Raw genomic sequence first — 15,969 nt, forward strand, 5'->3', positions numbered from 1 at the left:
CTATACATACCACCACTTATTTTTAGCGGTATAAAATCATTCACTACATTTGGCTCATAACAAACGCATCAATTAAGACTGCACGTTTCTGAAAAAGTTCTAAATTAATTTAATTATTTTTAATTTTAGCCTTAATCCTCTTGTTAACTCTATTCTCAAACGTTAATAAAAGTTAATATCACACTATAATACCTGATTATCCTTTATATATGAATCAACAAAACAATTGTGACGTTTTAATTATTGGTAGTGGCGCCGCTGGTTTAACCCTTGCCTTACATTTAGCTAAGAATGCCGATGTAGTCATTCTAAGCAAAGGCCCCCTTAATGAAGGCTCTACTTTTTATGCCCAAGGTGGAATTGCTGCAGTATTTGATGAAAATGATAGCATTGAAGCACATGTCTCTGACACTTTAATAGCGGGTGCTGGATTATGTGATGAGCCCGCTGTTCAATATACGGCTGAAAATGCAAAAGCATGCTTAAACTGGTTAATTGCCCAAGGCGTTGAGTTTGATAAAGAAGAAGGTGAAGAAAAGTATCATCTGACTCGAGAAGGTGGTCATAGTCACAGAAGGATATTACATTCAGCTGATGCAACGGGTAAAGTGATTCAAACGACCTTAGCTCAGAGAGTTAAAAAGCATTCGAGAATTCGAATATTTGAACGATATAATGCCATTGATCTTATTTGTCAGCCAGATGAGAGTAGCGAGTCAAAGAAACAATGTATTGGCGCCTACCTATGGAACAGAAATACAGAAAAAGTCGAAAGCATTTACGCCCAAAAAACAATTTTAGCGACAGGTGGTGCAAGTAAGGTTTATCAATATACTTCAAATCCTGATGTCGCTAGCGGTGATGGCATTGCCATGGCTTGGCGAGCAGGTTGTCGTGTTGCTAATATGGAGTTCAACCAATTTCACCCTACTTGTTTATTTCATCCGGAAGCAGGGAACTTTCTTCTCACTGAAGCTTTAAGAGGTGAAGGGGCTAAATTAAGGCGCCCTGATGGCAGCCGTTTTATGCCCGCTTTTGATAAAAGAGCAGAGCTAGCCCCAAGAGATATAGTAGCACGCGCTATAGATTTTGAAATGAAACGCCTTGGCGTTGATTGTATGTACCTAGATATTAGTCACAAACCAGCAGACTTTATCAAACAACATTTCCCTACTATCTACCAACGCACTAAAGCTTTAGGGATAGATATCACCAAACAACCAATGCCTGTTGTGCCTGCCGCTCATTATACCTGTGGCGGCGTAATGATTGACCAGCACGGAAAAACTGACGTAAACCAACTTTATGCCATCGGAGAAATGTCTTATACAGGCTTACACGGCGCCAACCGTTTAGCCAGTAATTCTCTATTAGAATGCTTAGTTTATGCACGTGCAGCTGCACTTGAAATTAGCGACACGCTTATGCAAAACAACACCTTCCCTATCCTACCTCGCTGGGATGAAAGTCGAGTGACTGACTCAGATGAAGAAGTCGTTATTCAGCATAACTGGCATGAGCTGCGTTTATTTATGTGGGATTATGTCGGTATTGTCAGAACAACCAAACGTCTTGAGCGTGCTTTGCATCGCGTTGAATTATTACAACGAGAAATTGAAGATTATTATCAGAACTTTAAAGTGAGTAATAACCTACTCGAATTGAGAAATTTAGTACAAGTAGCAGAATTGATTATTCATTGCGCTTTAAGAAGAAAAGAAAGTCGAGGTTTACACTACACTTTGGACTATCCTGACATGCTAGAGAAATCTGAGCCAACCATCCTCAAACCTAAATAACCTGAATTCATGAATTGAGCTCAGGTTAAATAAACAATTATCAAGAGCTAGCTAGGTTATTTATAACTCTAGATAAACGAGAGAGTTCTTGCTCACTTAAACTATCTCGATAAATAAACAGTTGTTTTTGATTATGTTTACCGACTGATTGCTGAGTGGTTATCGCTGTTAAGTTTAACCAACATCCTAAGAAACTTAATCGACTACTGGCTTGTAACTGATAATTACGATTATCATCAAATGTACAAACACCTTGGCTTGTCATGTTAAATTGATATTCAATCCGTCGCTGTTTATTTCTTAACTGTTGAAATGATACCCCTAAAAGAATAACAGCCAGTAAAGTCACAGCGAGTGCAAGATGATAGTAATAACTAAAGAAGACTAATAGAAGTAAACCAATAAACACGATAAAGCTACAAGCAATCAGAGGTTTATAACAAGAAGCTTTAACAACAATATTATAATTTGACGCGATTGAGTATAAATTGCACCATGGTGTTAAGTTCACTGTCTTCACAAGTTTTATGCCCCATAAACCAAGCAAATAAATCTGGATCTTGCTCAGTTAATAAGCGTTCGAAAACCCGTTGATCTTTTAGTGCTAAATCATCATATGCTTCATCAACAAAAGGGATAAAAAGTACATCTAGCTCTAACATGCCACGACGACATGCCCATTTTAGCCTTGCCTTATTTACCGTTGGTTGAGTATTTTCTTCTGCTGACATTTCACATTACCTAAAAATAAAGTTAGTGCCATTGTAACAAAAACACCAGTTTACTCGCCAATTAAATGTGTGTTTTTTTGATGAAAAACTTGATTTTTATGTCATTAATCCCTATCTACATCCTATCAACCATAGTATAGCGTCCCCTTTATGCCTACAAATTTCGACAAAAGTTTGCCTTCTCTTCAGCAGTTACCAAATACTTATCTAATTGCATTAACACATTACAGTGCCATCTCTTTAAGTGGCGAAGAGCAAAGTAGTTATTTACAAGGTCAAGTGACTTGTGATGTCAACAATTCAACGGCTGATAACTTACTTGTTGGTGCTCACTGTAACGCTAAAGGTAAAGTATTTAGCACCTTTAGGTTAATCAATCGCGATGGTGCTCACTTGCTAATACAGCCCAAAGCTAGTATCTCGGCATCAATAACAGAGTTGAAAAAGTTTGGTGTTTTCGCAAAAGTAGAAATTAAGCAAACCGATGATTTAGCGATTTACGCTTTAGTAGGTGAACAAGCAAGTGAATTGCTGCAGGTAAACTTCAATGAGGTACCGAACAGTTTAACTCCCGTTGTACATAACGATGGCACAACACTTGTTTATATTGCCGGCAAGCAAGCACGTTATCTATTAATCGATAACCCAGACAATCTTGCAGAAAAAATGGGGCAACTTAACTTAAGTACTTACACTGCGCCGATATGGGATTTGTTAGAGATTAATGAGGGCTTCCCGCAACTCAGTGAGCTAACTAGCGGTGAATATGTTCCGCAAATGCTGAACTTACAGGCTATCAATGGTATCAGCTTCACAAAAGGATGTTATTTAGGGCAAGAGACCGTCGCTCGGATGCAATATTTAGGTAAAAACAAACGTGCATTATATTCGCTATCATTGAAGACAACTCAAGCAATATCAAGTGATGATGTTATTGAAAAACAACTTGGTGATAATTGGAGAAAAGCCGGTGATACCCTAGCTAGTTACCAAAGTGAACAAGGCGAATGTTACCTACAGGCGGTACTAGGTAGTGATGTTGATGAAACAACATCGTTAAGAATAAAATCTCAGCCATCGATAAAGGTAACCATTGAAACTTTGCCTTATTCACTGATAACAGAATAACACTAGCTTCACATAGCTATAACTAAATAACTTACTTCACAAAAACGTGGGAAAAATATGAAAATCACTAAAAACTCAGTCGTCGTAATGCATTACGCTGTATCAGATAGCGAAGGCACACTTATCGATAGCTCTTATGATCACAAACCTATGGCTATTATTCAAGGTACAGGTTACTTAATCCCAGGCTTAGAAGATGCACTTATTGATCATCAACAAGGGGATAAATTTGAAGTAGCCGTTGCCTGTGATCAAGCTTACGGTGAACGTCATGACGAATATGTACAAACTGTACCTAAAGAGTTGTTACAAGGTGTTGAAGATTTAGCAGTAGGAACACAATTACGTGCAACTACAGACGATGGTGAGCAAACCGTTATCGTTATTGACGTTAATGACGACGAAGTTACGGTAGATGGTAATCACCCGTTATCTGGTATTGATCTTAGCTTTGATGTTGAAATACTAGAGGTTCGCGAAGCAACAGAAGAAGAGCTTGCCCATGGACATATCCATGCCGAGGGAGAAAGCTGTGGTAGCGAACATAACCACGAACACAATGAAGATGATTGTTGTGGTAGCTCGACTTGTGACTCTAATACTAAATAAAATATTGTTTAGTCTTTTTAAAACTGCACATGTATTAAACTAAAGCCTCAACTAGAATAATCATTTATTTAGCTGAGGCTTTATGTTACTGAAACTTCACCAGTATAAACTTCATATTCATTGCAAGGCTGAAGCCTTACCGACAAAATAACCGTGCGGTATATGAGGTTTACGCTAGTAAGCTAATCTTTAAAGTTAGTGAACTGGAACGACTGCTCCAAATCGGCTTTTCTCACCATAGCCATCACAGCTTGTAGTTCATCACGCTTTTTACCCGTCACACGAACTTGTTCACCTTGAATGGCAGCTTGCACTTTAAACTTTTCAGCTTTAATTAACTTGACTAATTTTTTAGCAACATCTTGCTCAATACCTTCTTTAAAGGTAACTTGCTGACTCCAATTTTTACCTGTGGCAGAAGCATTACCAACGGACATGGCTTTAGCATCAACGTTACGCTTTGTTAATTGACTACGTAACATATCGGACAATTGTTTTAATTGAAAATCCCCTTCTGCTTTTAAAGTAACACTAGGTTTTTTCCATTCAAAACTTGCCTCAACCCCACGAAAATCAAATCGCGAACTTAGCTCACGATTAGCATTATCAACTGCATTACGCACTTCTTCTAAATCAGTTTCAGATACTATATCCATTGACGGCATAACTTTTCTCTTAATTTATTGATATGAAATATAGTTAACATTATACCTCGCAAGAAAAGGCAAACAAGCATGCATTTATTAACCATGTTATTATCATCAAACATTGAAGTCATTTAAGTCATTTTTGTGAAAGCTCGTCACCATCTATTATTTTTTATCCTATTGTTACTCGCTGCTTCGCTATTATTCTTTTCGAGTGCACTATTGTTACCGACTGAGCTGAAAAATGCAGTTTTTCGCTCGCCACAAATTGATACTATCGGGCATTTTGTTGGTTTTTTTATATTAGCTTGGTTATTGCATTCATTATTAAAGGTATCCTTAAGCTTAACGTTATTGACGCTATCTTTTTATGGCGCGTTAAGTGAGCTAGGTCAGTATTACCTCGGGTTTAGAAACGGCGAATTTAGTGATTTTTTTGCCGACATTGCTGGCATCGTTTGTTTTATCTTATTGAAAATGCTTTATTTGTATTATAAAAAAACACTCACAAACAAAAACAACGCGTATCAGAAGAAAACAATATCTGCAGTTGAGTATGAATAATGAATTTGGTTATTGTTGGCCAAGGAGCTATGGGGCTGCTCTGGTATCATTATTTAAGTACCTACATGCAATTGAATTCAAATAAGCATGATCAAACTAATAATACCTTAAGCTTATTAGCTTCTAAGCAGCATGACTTAACGAACACTTGTTATCAATTTACCTCAGTAAATAAACAAGTAGTCAAAGGCATAATCCACTTTACTAAAATAGAACAGTTACAAACTGCTGATAATATATTACTGTGTTTAAAGTCTTATCAAATCACAGATGCTATCTGTGAAATAGCAAAGCACATAAAAGTGGGTTGTAATGTTATTCTTGCTCACAATGGTATGGGTACGGTAGAGCAACTGCCAGAAAAGTTTATTGAACACCACAATATCTATACCCTTTTGAGTACTCACGGCTGCATGCGAAGCGCTCCTTTAACCATAACCCACACTGGCGCTGGTGAGTCACACTTAGGCTTAATTTCAGGAAAACAAGGTGCTTTCCAGGCAAAACAACTAACCACAATGTTAAACCAGGCACTGCCAATCACCTCATTAGCAAGCAACATTGCTAAGAAACAATGGTTAAAACTTGCCATTAATTGTGTCATAAACCCCATTACCGCCATCAACAATATCGATAATGGCTTAGTAAATAACGTTAAGTTTATTAAACCAATACAAGCGATACTTACAGAAGTAAGCGTAATTGCAGCCACTCAGGGCATAGAATTATCAATAGATGCGTTATGTGAGCAAGTTAGCAAAGTCGCTCAGGCGACGTCGAAAAACACTTCATCCATGCGTTGTGACATTTTAGCTAACAGGAAAACTGAGGTAGATTATATTAACGGTTATATTCACCGTTTAGGAGAGCAATACCAAATTGCCACACCTGAGAATACTCAACTGTGGCAAAAAATAAAACAACTAGAAGTTCAAAGTTAGCCTTATTAAGGACGGTACACTTTAACGTTACTAAAACCATTATCCAGTAGATAAAGTGCTTGTAACTTACTCATCACGCCATGATCACAATAAAGTAAATAGTCTTTACTCATATCTAGGTCGCCAAACTGCGTGGCAAGTTTATAAAAAGGGATATGCTTTACTTCAACATGATCAAGCTCTAACGGGTTTTCTTCTTCTTCTTCAGGAGAGCGAATATCAACTACGATGGCGTTTTCACTGATATTTTCAACGAGATCAACAGCAATAATTTCAGCCTCTGTCTCTTTACCGATATCACGAATATCAAATACGCGAGTTTCCTCAACGACTTTATCTAAGATTGAAAAATCAAAATTACCTTCTTCCGCTTCAACTTTTGATAATACCGCTTTAACGGTAGGTTTTTTAGATATAACACCACAATACTCAGGGATCGTTTTAGCAAAATCTTCCGTGCCAATTTTACGCGCGATATCAATAATATCTTGTTTATCGTAAGCACCTAGAGGACGCAAAATAAGCGTATCTGTAACACGGTTAATAACATTTAAATTAGTTAGCGTTTGGCTTGAAACCTGCCCTAAACTTTCTCCTGTTACTAGCGCTTGTATTTTGCCTTTTTCAGCTATTTTACTGGCAGCTCGCATCATCATTCGCTTAAGTACCACGCCCATTTGGCCATTTTCTACTTTTTCTAAAATTTCAGCGACAACTGGTTCAAAATCAACAGCAAAAAACTTAACTTTATGAGAAGCGCCAAACTTATCCCACAAATAGTAACTCACTTGTTTCACACCCACTTCATGTGCCGAGCCGCCTAGATTAAAGAAACAATAATGAGTACGAGCGCCCTTTTTAATCATTTGATAGCTAGCCACACCAGAGTCGAAACCACCAGACATCAAAGATAATACATCTTCTTGAGTCGCAATAGGGAATCCACCTAAACCTTGATGACGCTCTGTAACAATAAATAATTTTTCATTTTTAATTTCTAATCGAATCGTTACTTCAGGCTTTTTCAGTTTAACTTTGGCACTTTCAACAGCCTGATTTAAACCACCACCAACATATTGTTCAACCTTTAATGAATTAAACTCATGTTTACCAGTGCGCTTTACACGCACACAAAAGGTTTTATTTTCAATAGTTTTAGCATGAATTGCTAAGGTTTTTTCATAAATGTCATGTACGTCGGTAAATTCCGTTTGCTGTACCTCTAAAAACATAGGCACGCCAGGAATACATTTTAGCGCCTCAACTAAACGATCTCGATTTTCAACACTGTTATTTTTAGTATTAACTTCAACATTATCCCAGTTCATACGCGTGGTAACTTGCTCGTCAACACGGCGCAAAACGTTCTTAATGTTCGACTCGAGGATCTTAGTGAAACGTTTACGCACAGGGCGTGATTTAATAGTGATTTCAGCTTGCAGCTTTACGATAAATTTCATCGACGAGTAACCTAAATAATAACGGTTGAGAATTGGCGCGCATTATATACCCAAATGACGACAAGATACTAGTTTCAACACAAAGCAGCCCACGACTAATACCTATTAATCGTGGGCTGCGAATATTCAAAAAACTTACTCTATGACTTGAATAGGATCGGTTTCTTTTGCCTTACCTTGATTAATCGCAATTTCAACACGTCGATTTCTTCTACGATTCAAAGCATTAGTGTTTGGCACTAAAGGTCTAGTGTCTGCATGACCAGCAACAACCAAGCGAGTTTGATCAAAGTTAGGTACTTTAATTAACTCATGGGCAATAGCGACAGCTCGCTTACTCGACAAGTCCCAATTTGAGCTAAACAACTCAGAATCAAGTCCTCTATTATCCGTATTCCCCGAAACCATTATTTCACCGGGCACCGTATTAAGTAACTCACCAATTTCTTTGATAATAGGTATAAATTTTGGTTGTAAAAATGCGGAGCCTGATGGAAAGGAGCCGTTTTCACGAATACGAATGATCACTTGTTGCCCCAATGACTCTAACTCAATAGCACCATCTTGAATTTGCTGTTCAAGTTGCTCAGCAATTTTCTTCACTAAATCGTTCACCTGCTCTTGTGCAGCATTTTCCATTTGTTCTTTAGCTTGCTGTAAAGCTTGGGCAGACATAGCATCTTCTGTATTTTGCGCCTGACCACCACGTTCTGTACCACGCTGTTCTTGACGACCACCGGCAGAAGTTTCATCACCCGCTTGAAACTCTAACATTTGCTGAGTCATTTCCATGGTTTGCTGTTGAATAACTTCAATTGGTGTAGGCTCTGGTTTACCCGGACGAAACTCTTGGGCAATAATACTGGTACCTTTAGGAATGTCTTTAACTTCTATTTTATTTTGCACACCAAAAGCAAACTTCATTGAACCTGCTATTTGTTTGAATTTAAGTACATCCATTTCTGAAAAAGATAGTAACAGTACAAAAAAGCACATTAACAAAGACATAAGATCGGCGAATGTTCCCATCCACGCCGGTAGTCCTGGAGGTGGACATTTACACTCTTGCTCAGCCATAAATCCCCCTAATGCATAAAATAATCATTAAATGCATCATCCTATTCTTCCGTATTCGTATCTATAGCTCGCTTACCTTCGGCTAAGTAGTTCTTCAATAAACCTTCGATAACTCTTGGGTTTTGACCATCTTGAATTCCCAATACGGCATCGAGTACTAATTCTTGGTTCATTTTTTCTTCAGCTAGTCTAAGTTTTAACTTTGACGCAATAGGAATAGCAATAACGTTGGCGAGGAAGGCACCATAAAGTGTTGTTAATAAAGCAACCGCCATCGCAGGACCGATTGACTTAGGATCATCCATATTTGAAAGCATGGCAACCAAACCAATTAAGGTTCCGATCATCCCCATCGCAGGGGCAACATCAGCCAAGGCCATCATCATGTCTGAGCCAGTTTCATGACGCTCTGTAGTAAGGTTTATATCTTTTTGCAAAGTAGCACGTACCACATCCGCATCATGCCCATCGACGAGCATATCAACGCCCTTTTGCATAAAAGGATTGGTAATCTCTGCTTCTTCTAAGGCAAGAAAACCACCTTTACGCGCTGCATCAGCCATATCAACCGCTTTCTCAATTAGCTCTTCTGGTTTTTCGAGCTTGAACATAAAGGCCTTGCCGATAATTTTACCAATGCCGAAAAACTGGCCTAAATTATAGTTTGATAAAACAATGAAAATTGAGCCACAAAATACAATTAAAACTGATTGCGTATCTGCGAACATCATGATGTCACCAGATAAAATCATTGCCATTACGAGCAAACCGATGGCGCCGAGAATACCAATTAACGTTGCTAAATCCACAAAATTCTCCTAAAACTACAAAACTCAAATAGCACTATTAAAATAATAGTACATGATGCAAAAAATATTCGCTAATACTTATATAGCCACAATTCATATTATCGCCCGTACAGTCAATAACTTAATAGCTTGTTTCAAATTAATATTAGCTTAATAAATGTATCCTCCACATTGACCATTGCGCTTAGCTAGGGTAAGTTTGCGCCTAGTCCTAAATTGTAAGCACTCTTTAAGTAGATAGCATGGCAAAGAAAAAATTAGAAAACCTTAGTTTTGAAGAATCACTTACCGAACTTGATACTATAGTACAAAGCCTTGAACAAGGGGAATTGAGCTTAGAAGAGTCGATGGCATTATTTGAGCGAGGATTAAATTTAAGTCAAGTAAGCCAAAGTAAGTTACAAGCCGCTGAGCAGAAAGTTAAAATCTTACTGGAAAAAAATGGTGAGCCACAATTAACTGATTTTGATCTTACAACGAGTGAGAGCAGATCTGGTGATCATTTGTGAGTGAGCTAGTCAATTATCAACAACACCAAGATAGTATTAACCATTTTTTAGCTGAACAATTAGATAAGTTAACCACTAATGATGAAAAGCTACTTGCCGCTATGCGTTACGGTTTGCTTATCGGCGGTAAGCGCATGCGTCCTTATCTTGCGTATATCACAGGGGATGCATTAGGGGCTCAGCAAAGTGATATAAATGCTATAGCTGGGGCACTTGAATGTATTCACGCCTATTCATTATTACATGATGATCTTCCTGCGATGGATGATGATGATTTAAGGCGAGGCAACCCTACTTGTCATAAAGCATTTGACGAAGCAACAGCGATCCTCGCTGGTGACGCTTTGCAAACGCTTGCTTTTGATATACTCGCCAATCACACTTTTAGCGATAAAATACAAACTAAACAAGTCATTTTAATACAACATTTAGTGTCAGCTTCTGGTTATCAAGGTATGTGCGGCGGACAAGCTTTAGATTTATCCGCGACAGCTAAAGTAATAAACTTATCAGAATTAGAATTATTACACTCTCTTAAAACGGGTGCTTTACTTAAAGCTTGCGTCTTAATGGCTGCAGAATGTTCACCTAAAGTGAGTATTGAAGAAAAAAAAATACTAGAGAAGTATGCTGAATTAGTTGGCTTAGCATACCAAGTACAAGACGATATCATTGATATTACTTCCAGTGAAGAAGAGCTAGGTAAACCGAAAGGCTCTGACTTAGCTGCCAATAAGAGTACCTACCCTGCATTACTAGGTTTACAAGGTGCACAAGAGAAAGCAGAAAACTTATTGCAACAAGCACTTCAAGCTTTAGCCTGTTTGCCTTACAATACACAGGCTTTGGCGGAATTTGCTACTTTTATTGTAAAGCGCAGCCATTAGTTCTCACTTTAGACAAAATATAATTAAATAAACAAAAAAATATGACTACAAACCTTGCTGATTACCCCTTACTAGCTCAAATTAATTCGCCAAAAGATTTGCGGAATATCTCCCAAGATCAGTTGACGAAAATTAGCAATGAGCTACGTAGTTATTTATTAAATTCAGTGAGTAAGAGTAGTGGCCATTTTGCTTCAGGCTTAGGCACTATTGAGTTAACCGTAGCATTACATTATGTATACAACACGCCTTTTGATCATCTAATTTGGGATGTAGGCCATCAAGCCTATCCCCATAAAATTTTAACTGGCCGACGTGATCAACTTCACACCATTAGACAAAAGGATGGTTTACATCCTTTTCCGTGGCGTGAAGAAAGTGAATACGACACCTTAAGTGTTGGTCATTCTAGTACCTCTATTTCAGCAGCACTTGGTTTAGCGGTTGCTGCTGAAAAAGAAGGAAAAAATCGAAAAACGGTCGCTGTAATTGGTGACGGTGCAATGACTGCAGGCATGGCTTTTGAAGCACTAAATCATGCCGGCGATATACGAAAAGATATGCTTGTCATTTTAAATGATAACGAAATGTCTATTTCAGAAAACGTTGGCGCACTTAATAATCACTTGGCAAAAATGCTCTCTGGCAGTATTTATACTGGCTTACGTGAAGGTAGCAAGCGAATATTAAATAATATTCCACCTATAAAAGAACTCGCTAGCAGAGCTGAAGAACATTTAAAAGGTATGGTAGTACCAAGTACTTTTTTTGAAGAGTTAGGTTTTAACTATATTGGTCCTATTGATGGTCATGATGTTAATGGCTTAGTGGATACCATTACCAACATGCGTAGTTTAAAAGGGCCACAGTTGCTTCATATTGCCACTAAAAAAGGTAAAGGCTATCACGCAGCCGAGCAAGACCCGATTAAGTACCATGCAGTACCTAAATTTAACCCAAGTGATGCAAACTTACCAAAATCTAAACCGACTTTACCTACCTACTCACAAATATTTGGTGACTGGTTATGTAAAACAGCCGAAATTGATAAGGATTTAGTCGCGATTACACCAGCGATGCGTGAAGGCTCTGGCATGGTTGAGTTTAGTCAACGATTCCCGAATCAATATTATGATGTTGCTATTGCTGAACAGCATGCGGTGACCTACGCTGCAGGACTAGCAATAGGAGGACAAAAACCTGTTGTTGCAATTTATTCAAGCTTTTTACAACGTGGTTACGATCAACTTATTCATGATGTCGCTATACAAAATTTACCAGTCTTGTTTGCCGTTGATAGAGCTGGCATCGTTGGGGCTGATGGTGCAACACATCAGGGCTCATTCGATTTAAGTTTTTTACGTTGCATACCTAACATGACCATTATGGCACCAGCAAATGAGCGTGAGTGTCAATTAATGTTAAATACAGGTCATCAAATGACAACACCAGCAGTTGTTCGTTATCCTCGTGGTAATGGCACTGGTGAGGAATTACCTACTACCGATGAAACCATTGCAATTGGCAAAGGCGTAACTATTACTTCATCGAATGCAGTTCAAGGTAGAAAGCTTGCACTTTTAAGTTTTGGAACCATGTTGGCTGAAGCTCAAAAAGTTGCCGCTGAATTAGATGCCACTTTAGTTGATATGCGCTTTGTAAAGCCTTTAGATACTAACTTGATTGATGAAATAGCTAATTCACATAGCGTGATAGTTACCATCGAAGATAATGCTATCGGCGGTGGTGCAGGCTCTGGGGTCAATGAGTATATTTTGTCAAAAGCAATTTCAATAAAAGTGCTAAATATAGGTATTCCAGATCACTTCGTAAAACACGGTACTCAAGATGAAGTGCATCATGAACTTGGCATTGACTCCCAAGGCATGTTAGAGAAAATCAACGCCTTTACGGGATAAAAAAACGCCAACTTAATGACTTAAGTTGGCGCTTATATACTTTGAAAAGCTAATTGAAAAATTAAATATTTTTCACTGAAATACGCTCTTGCTCGGCAGCGGCTACCCGTTCACGCTCTTGGCGCTTTTCACAAGGGTTGTCACAGTTACACTCTTTCTCAATCCCAACACTTGCTAAGCCACCACAGCTGCCAGCAAGGGTTTTATGTTGGAAAATATAACCCACTCCCATAGCAGCACCAACGAGTAGAAAAAAACCAAGGGTTATCAAAAAAATCATCATAATATTTGCTCTCTTTGCATAGCGACTTTTATAAAACTATCACTATGTTGTACTTTACACTCACTGTATGAAGAATATTTGTCAGCAAGGACTACTTTAAATATTGCTTGAATTTTACCGTAAACTGCTCCTTAAAGCCATGTTCTGTTTTAGAAATAAACAAAGCAGCTAAATCATTTTCTTGTGCAAAATTAACTCCTTGTTCCTCCCCCATCACCATTAACATGGTCGACAACCCATCTGCAGTCATTGAGCTCTCAGTGATTACCGTTACCGAAACTAAATTATGGTTAATTGGTTTGCCTGTTGCTGGATCAATTATATGCGAAAAACGCTGACCATCAGCTTCAAAATAATTTCTATAATCTCCTGATGTTGCAACTGCATTATCTTTAGGAATAATAACCTGTTGAACCGCACGTTGTGCTCCTGAGGGATCTAAAATTGGCTTTTCTATTGCGATAGCCCACAACTCACCAGTATGTTTAAAGCCCTTTAAACGCATTTCTCCGCCAATTTCAACCAGATAGTTAGTGATACCATTAGCTTCAATGAGCTCTGCAATAATATCAACGCCATAGCCTTTAGCTGTGGTCGATAGATCTACATAAAGATCAGGTATATCTTTAGATACAGTATTCCCAGATAAATGAAGATTCTTTAAACCTACTCTTGCCTGAGTATTAGCTAAAAGCTCATCACTAGGCACTTTTTCTGGACGCTGCTCAGGGCCAAACCCCCAAAGATTAACTAAGGGTCCAACGGTAATATCTAACTTACCACCTCCGAGCTCTCCCAAACGGATAGACTCTTTTAATACACGAGCAAACCCCGTTGATATCTCAACGGGCATAGTTGAATTTGATTGATTAAATCGCGATATTTCTGAGTCTGGAATATAAGTCGACATCTCTTGATTGACTTGTTTTAACGCAGAATCAATTTTTTCTTTTAGCTGTAGTTTTTCTACTTGCTCTACAGTGGAAACCACTTTGACATTATAAGTCGTCCCCATCGTTCTGCCCTGCAATAGTATTTCTGTTTTAGCTGAGTCATTGCTAGGGAAGCACGCCAATAAACTAACAGATAAGAATACTGTCAGTATGAGTTTAATTTTATACATTGTTATATTCCAAATTTTATTATTTATATCAAAATACTCATGAATATCTTGATATAAATAATAAAGACGACCGAAGTCGTCTTTATTATCTATCAACAGTATATTTATTAATTAAGCACTGAATAGGAGTGCTAATTCAAGGCGGATGCACGGAGCCTATGACTATAGGTGAGTACATCCAACGATGAAGTAGTGCTACTAGGCAAGCTTAAATATAAATATTAGCCACCGAAGTCATCCAACATGATGTTCTCATCTTCTACACCAAGATCTTTCAGCATGTTAATAACCGCTGCATTCATCATTGGAGGACCACACATGTAGTATTCACAATCTTCAGGAGCTTCATGGTCTTTCAAATATTCTTCAAAAAGAACATTATGAATAAAACCTGTTAAACCATCCCAGTTATCTTCTGGTTGAGGATCAGATAAAGCTACGTGCCATTCAAAGTTGTCATTATCAGCTGCTAAGCCGTTATAATCATCTTCATAGAACATTTCACGAAGTGAACGTGCACCATACCAGAAACTCATCTTACGCTTAGACTGTAAACGTTTAAGTTGGTCAAAGATATGTGAGCGCATCGGCGCCATACCAGCACCACCACCAATAAATACCATTTCATTATCAGTTTCTTTGGCAAAGAACTCACCAAATGGACCTGAAATAGTCACTTTATCGCCGGCTTTAAGGCTAAAGATAAATGATGACATTTTACCTGCTGGTAAATGTAAACGTCCAGGAGGTGGCGTAGCAATACGCACGTTCAGCATAATAATGCCTTCTTCTTCTGGATAGTTTGCCATTGAGTATGCACGTAATGTGTCAGTATCAACTTTTGACTCTACGTCAAAGAAACCAAAGTGGTTCCAATCACCTTTATACTGCTCATCAATATCAAAATCACTGTATTTCACGTGATGTGCAGGGGCTTCAATTTGAATATAACCACCCGCTTTAAACGGCACAGATTCGCCATTTGGAATTTTTAGTTTTAGCTCTTTAATGAAAGTAGCTTTGTTATCGTTCGAGATAACTTCACATTCCCATTGTTGAACACCGAAGATTTCATCTTCAACTTCAATTTCCATGTCTTGCTTAACAGCAACTTGACAGGCTAAACGACAACCTGCTTTCGCTTCACGCTTGTTAATATGCCCTTGTTCAGTAGGTAAGATATCACCACCACCTGAATGCACATCAACACGACACTGGCCACATGTACCACCACCACCACAAGCTGAAGGAATAAAAATTCCTTGGTCAGCTAGTGCACCTAATAACTTTCCGCCTGCAGCAGTTGTTACTGCTTTTTCTGGATCGCCATTTATATTTATCGTGACATCACCGCTTGATACTAGCTTAGATTTAGCAAATAAAATCACTAATACTAAGGCTACAACTATCGTTGTGAACATCGATACGCCGAGAATAATTTCCATCGACCTTTCCTTAATTACTTATAAAATTAGAATCTAAA

17 protein-coding genes are annotated in these 15,969 nt (G+C 38.2%); 8 read left to right on the forward strand and 9 right to left on the reverse strand.

Annotated elements, in window-relative coordinates; all coding sequences use genetic code 11:
- The first annotated feature begins 209 nt into the window (after positions 1-209).
- Entirely contained in the window at positions 210-1,799 is a 1,590-nt protein-coding gene (gene nadB, locus AC27IF_RS07080) for an L-aspartate oxidase (protein ID WP_487053206.1), read from the forward strand.
- Between the two features lie 40 nt (positions 1,800-1,839).
- On the opposite strand, the gene AC27IF_RS07085 is transcribed toward nadB, so the two are convergent.
- Positions 1,840-2,319: a protein YgfX gene (locus AC27IF_RS07085; RefSeq protein ID WP_487053207.1), complete on the reverse strand. Its 480-nt coding sequence runs from the start codon at positions 2,317-2,319 to the stop codon at positions 1,840-1,842.
- Positions 2,261-2,530, reverse strand: coding sequence for an FAD assembly factor SdhE (locus AC27IF_RS07090; protein ID WP_487053208.1), 270 nt, complete (start codon positions 2,528-2,530; stop codon positions 2,261-2,263). The genes AC27IF_RS07085 and AC27IF_RS07090 overlap by 59 nt, the downstream gene beginning before the upstream one ends.
- 150 nt (positions 2,531-2,680) lie before the next feature.
- Here AC27IF_RS07090 and ygfZ point away from each other — a divergent pair, with 150 nt between their 5' ends.
- Both ygfZ and AC27IF_RS07100 read left to right on the forward strand, forming a co-directional pair.
- On the forward strand, positions 2,681-3,658 hold the full coding sequence (ygfZ, locus tag AC27IF_RS07095; RefSeq protein WP_487053209.1) for a tRNA-modifying protein YgfZ: 978 nt from the start codon (positions 2,681-2,683) through the stop codon (positions 3,656-3,658).
- A gap of 57 nt (positions 3,659-3,715) precedes the next feature.
- Entirely contained in the window at positions 3,716-4,267 is a 552-nt protein-coding gene (locus AC27IF_RS07100; protein ID WP_487053211.1) for an FKBP-type peptidyl-prolyl cis-trans isomerase, read from the forward strand.
- Positions 4,268-4,449: 182 nt separating this feature from the next.
- Here AC27IF_RS07100 and AC27IF_RS07105 read toward each other — a convergent pair whose 3' ends face one another.
- Positions 4,450-4,932 (reverse strand): YajQ family cyclic di-GMP-binding protein, encoded by a 483-nt coding sequence (locus AC27IF_RS07105; protein ID WP_487053212.1) that lies wholly within the window; start codon positions 4,930-4,932, stop codon positions 4,450-4,452.
- Positions 4,933-5,058: 126 nt separating this feature from the next.
- Between AC27IF_RS07105 and AC27IF_RS07110 the strand changes: the two genes are divergently transcribed.
- Both AC27IF_RS07110 and AC27IF_RS07115 read left to right on the forward strand, forming a co-directional pair.
- Positions 5,059-5,478, forward strand: coding sequence for a VanZ family protein (locus tag AC27IF_RS07110; RefSeq protein ID WP_487053214.1), 420 nt, complete (start codon positions 5,059-5,061; stop codon positions 5,476-5,478).
- Positions 5,478-6,419, forward strand: coding sequence for a ketopantoate reductase family protein (locus tag AC27IF_RS07115; protein ID WP_487053216.1), 942 nt, complete (start codon positions 5,478-5,480; stop codon positions 6,417-6,419). Before AC27IF_RS07110 ends, AC27IF_RS07115 begins: the two co-directional genes overlap by 1 nt.
- Before the next feature lie 5 nt (positions 6,420-6,424).
- Here the strand turns inward: AC27IF_RS07115 and thiI are convergent, their stop codons facing one another.
- The 3 genes from thiI to pomA form a co-directional block, all read right to left on the reverse strand.
- Entirely contained in the window at positions 6,425-7,879 is a 1,455-nt protein-coding gene (thiI, locus tag AC27IF_RS07120; RefSeq protein WP_487053217.1) for a tRNA uracil 4-sulfurtransferase ThiI, read from the reverse strand.
- A gap of 135 nt (positions 7,880-8,014) precedes the next feature.
- Complete coding sequence (locus tag AC27IF_RS07125) at positions 8,015-8,956, reverse strand: flagellar motor protein MotB (RefSeq protein ID WP_487053218.1); 942 nt, start codon at positions 8,954-8,956, stop codon at positions 8,015-8,017.
- A 41-nt stretch (positions 8,957-8,997) separates the two neighbouring features.
- Positions 8,998-9,765: a flagellar motor protein PomA gene (gene pomA / locus AC27IF_RS07130; protein ID WP_487053220.1), complete on the reverse strand. Its 768-nt coding sequence runs from the start codon at positions 9,763-9,765 to the stop codon at positions 8,998-9,000.
- Between the two features lie 242 nt (positions 9,766-10,007).
- On the opposite strand from pomA, the gene AC27IF_RS07135 reads away from it, so the two are divergent.
- From AC27IF_RS07135 to dxs, 3 genes are read left to right on the forward strand one after another with little or no spacing between them, the layout of a single operon-like run.
- Positions 10,008-10,274: an exodeoxyribonuclease VII small subunit gene (locus tag AC27IF_RS07135; RefSeq protein ID WP_487053221.1), complete on the forward strand. Its 267-nt coding sequence runs from the start codon at positions 10,008-10,010 to the stop codon at positions 10,272-10,274.
- On the forward strand, positions 10,271-11,161 hold the full coding sequence (ispA, locus tag AC27IF_RS07140; protein ID WP_487053223.1) for a (2E,6E)-farnesyl diphosphate synthase: 891 nt from the start codon (positions 10,271-10,273) through the stop codon (positions 11,159-11,161). Before AC27IF_RS07135 ends, ispA begins: the two co-directional genes overlap by 4 nt.
- 41 nt (positions 11,162-11,202) lie before the next feature.
- A complete protein-coding gene (dxs, locus tag AC27IF_RS07145) occupies positions 11,203-13,080 on the forward strand; it encodes a 1-deoxy-D-xylulose-5-phosphate synthase (protein WP_487053224.1) in 1,878 nt (625 codons plus the stop codon).
- A gap of 61 nt (positions 13,081-13,141) precedes the next feature.
- Here dxs and nqrM read toward each other — a convergent pair whose 3' ends face one another.
- The 3 genes from nqrM to nqrF form a co-directional block, all read right to left on the reverse strand.
- On the reverse strand, positions 13,142-13,363 hold the full coding sequence (gene nqrM, locus AC27IF_RS07150; protein WP_487053225.1) for a (Na+)-NQR maturation NqrM: 222 nt from the start codon (positions 13,361-13,363) through the stop codon (positions 13,142-13,144).
- Positions 13,364-13,454: 91 nt separating this feature from the next.
- Positions 13,455-14,486, reverse strand: coding sequence for an FAD:protein FMN transferase (locus tag AC27IF_RS07155; RefSeq protein WP_487053227.1), 1,032 nt, complete (start codon positions 14,484-14,486; stop codon positions 13,455-13,457).
- 221 nt (positions 14,487-14,707) lie between these two features.
- On the reverse strand, positions 14,708-15,931 hold the full coding sequence (gene nqrF, locus AC27IF_RS07160) for an NADH:ubiquinone reductase (Na(+)-transporting) subunit F (RefSeq protein WP_487053229.1): 1,224 nt from the start codon (positions 15,929-15,931) through the stop codon (positions 14,708-14,710).
- Positions 15,932-15,969 lie beyond the last annotated feature (38 nt).

Source organism: Colwellia sp. KS18-150 (genome assembly GCF_057551365.1).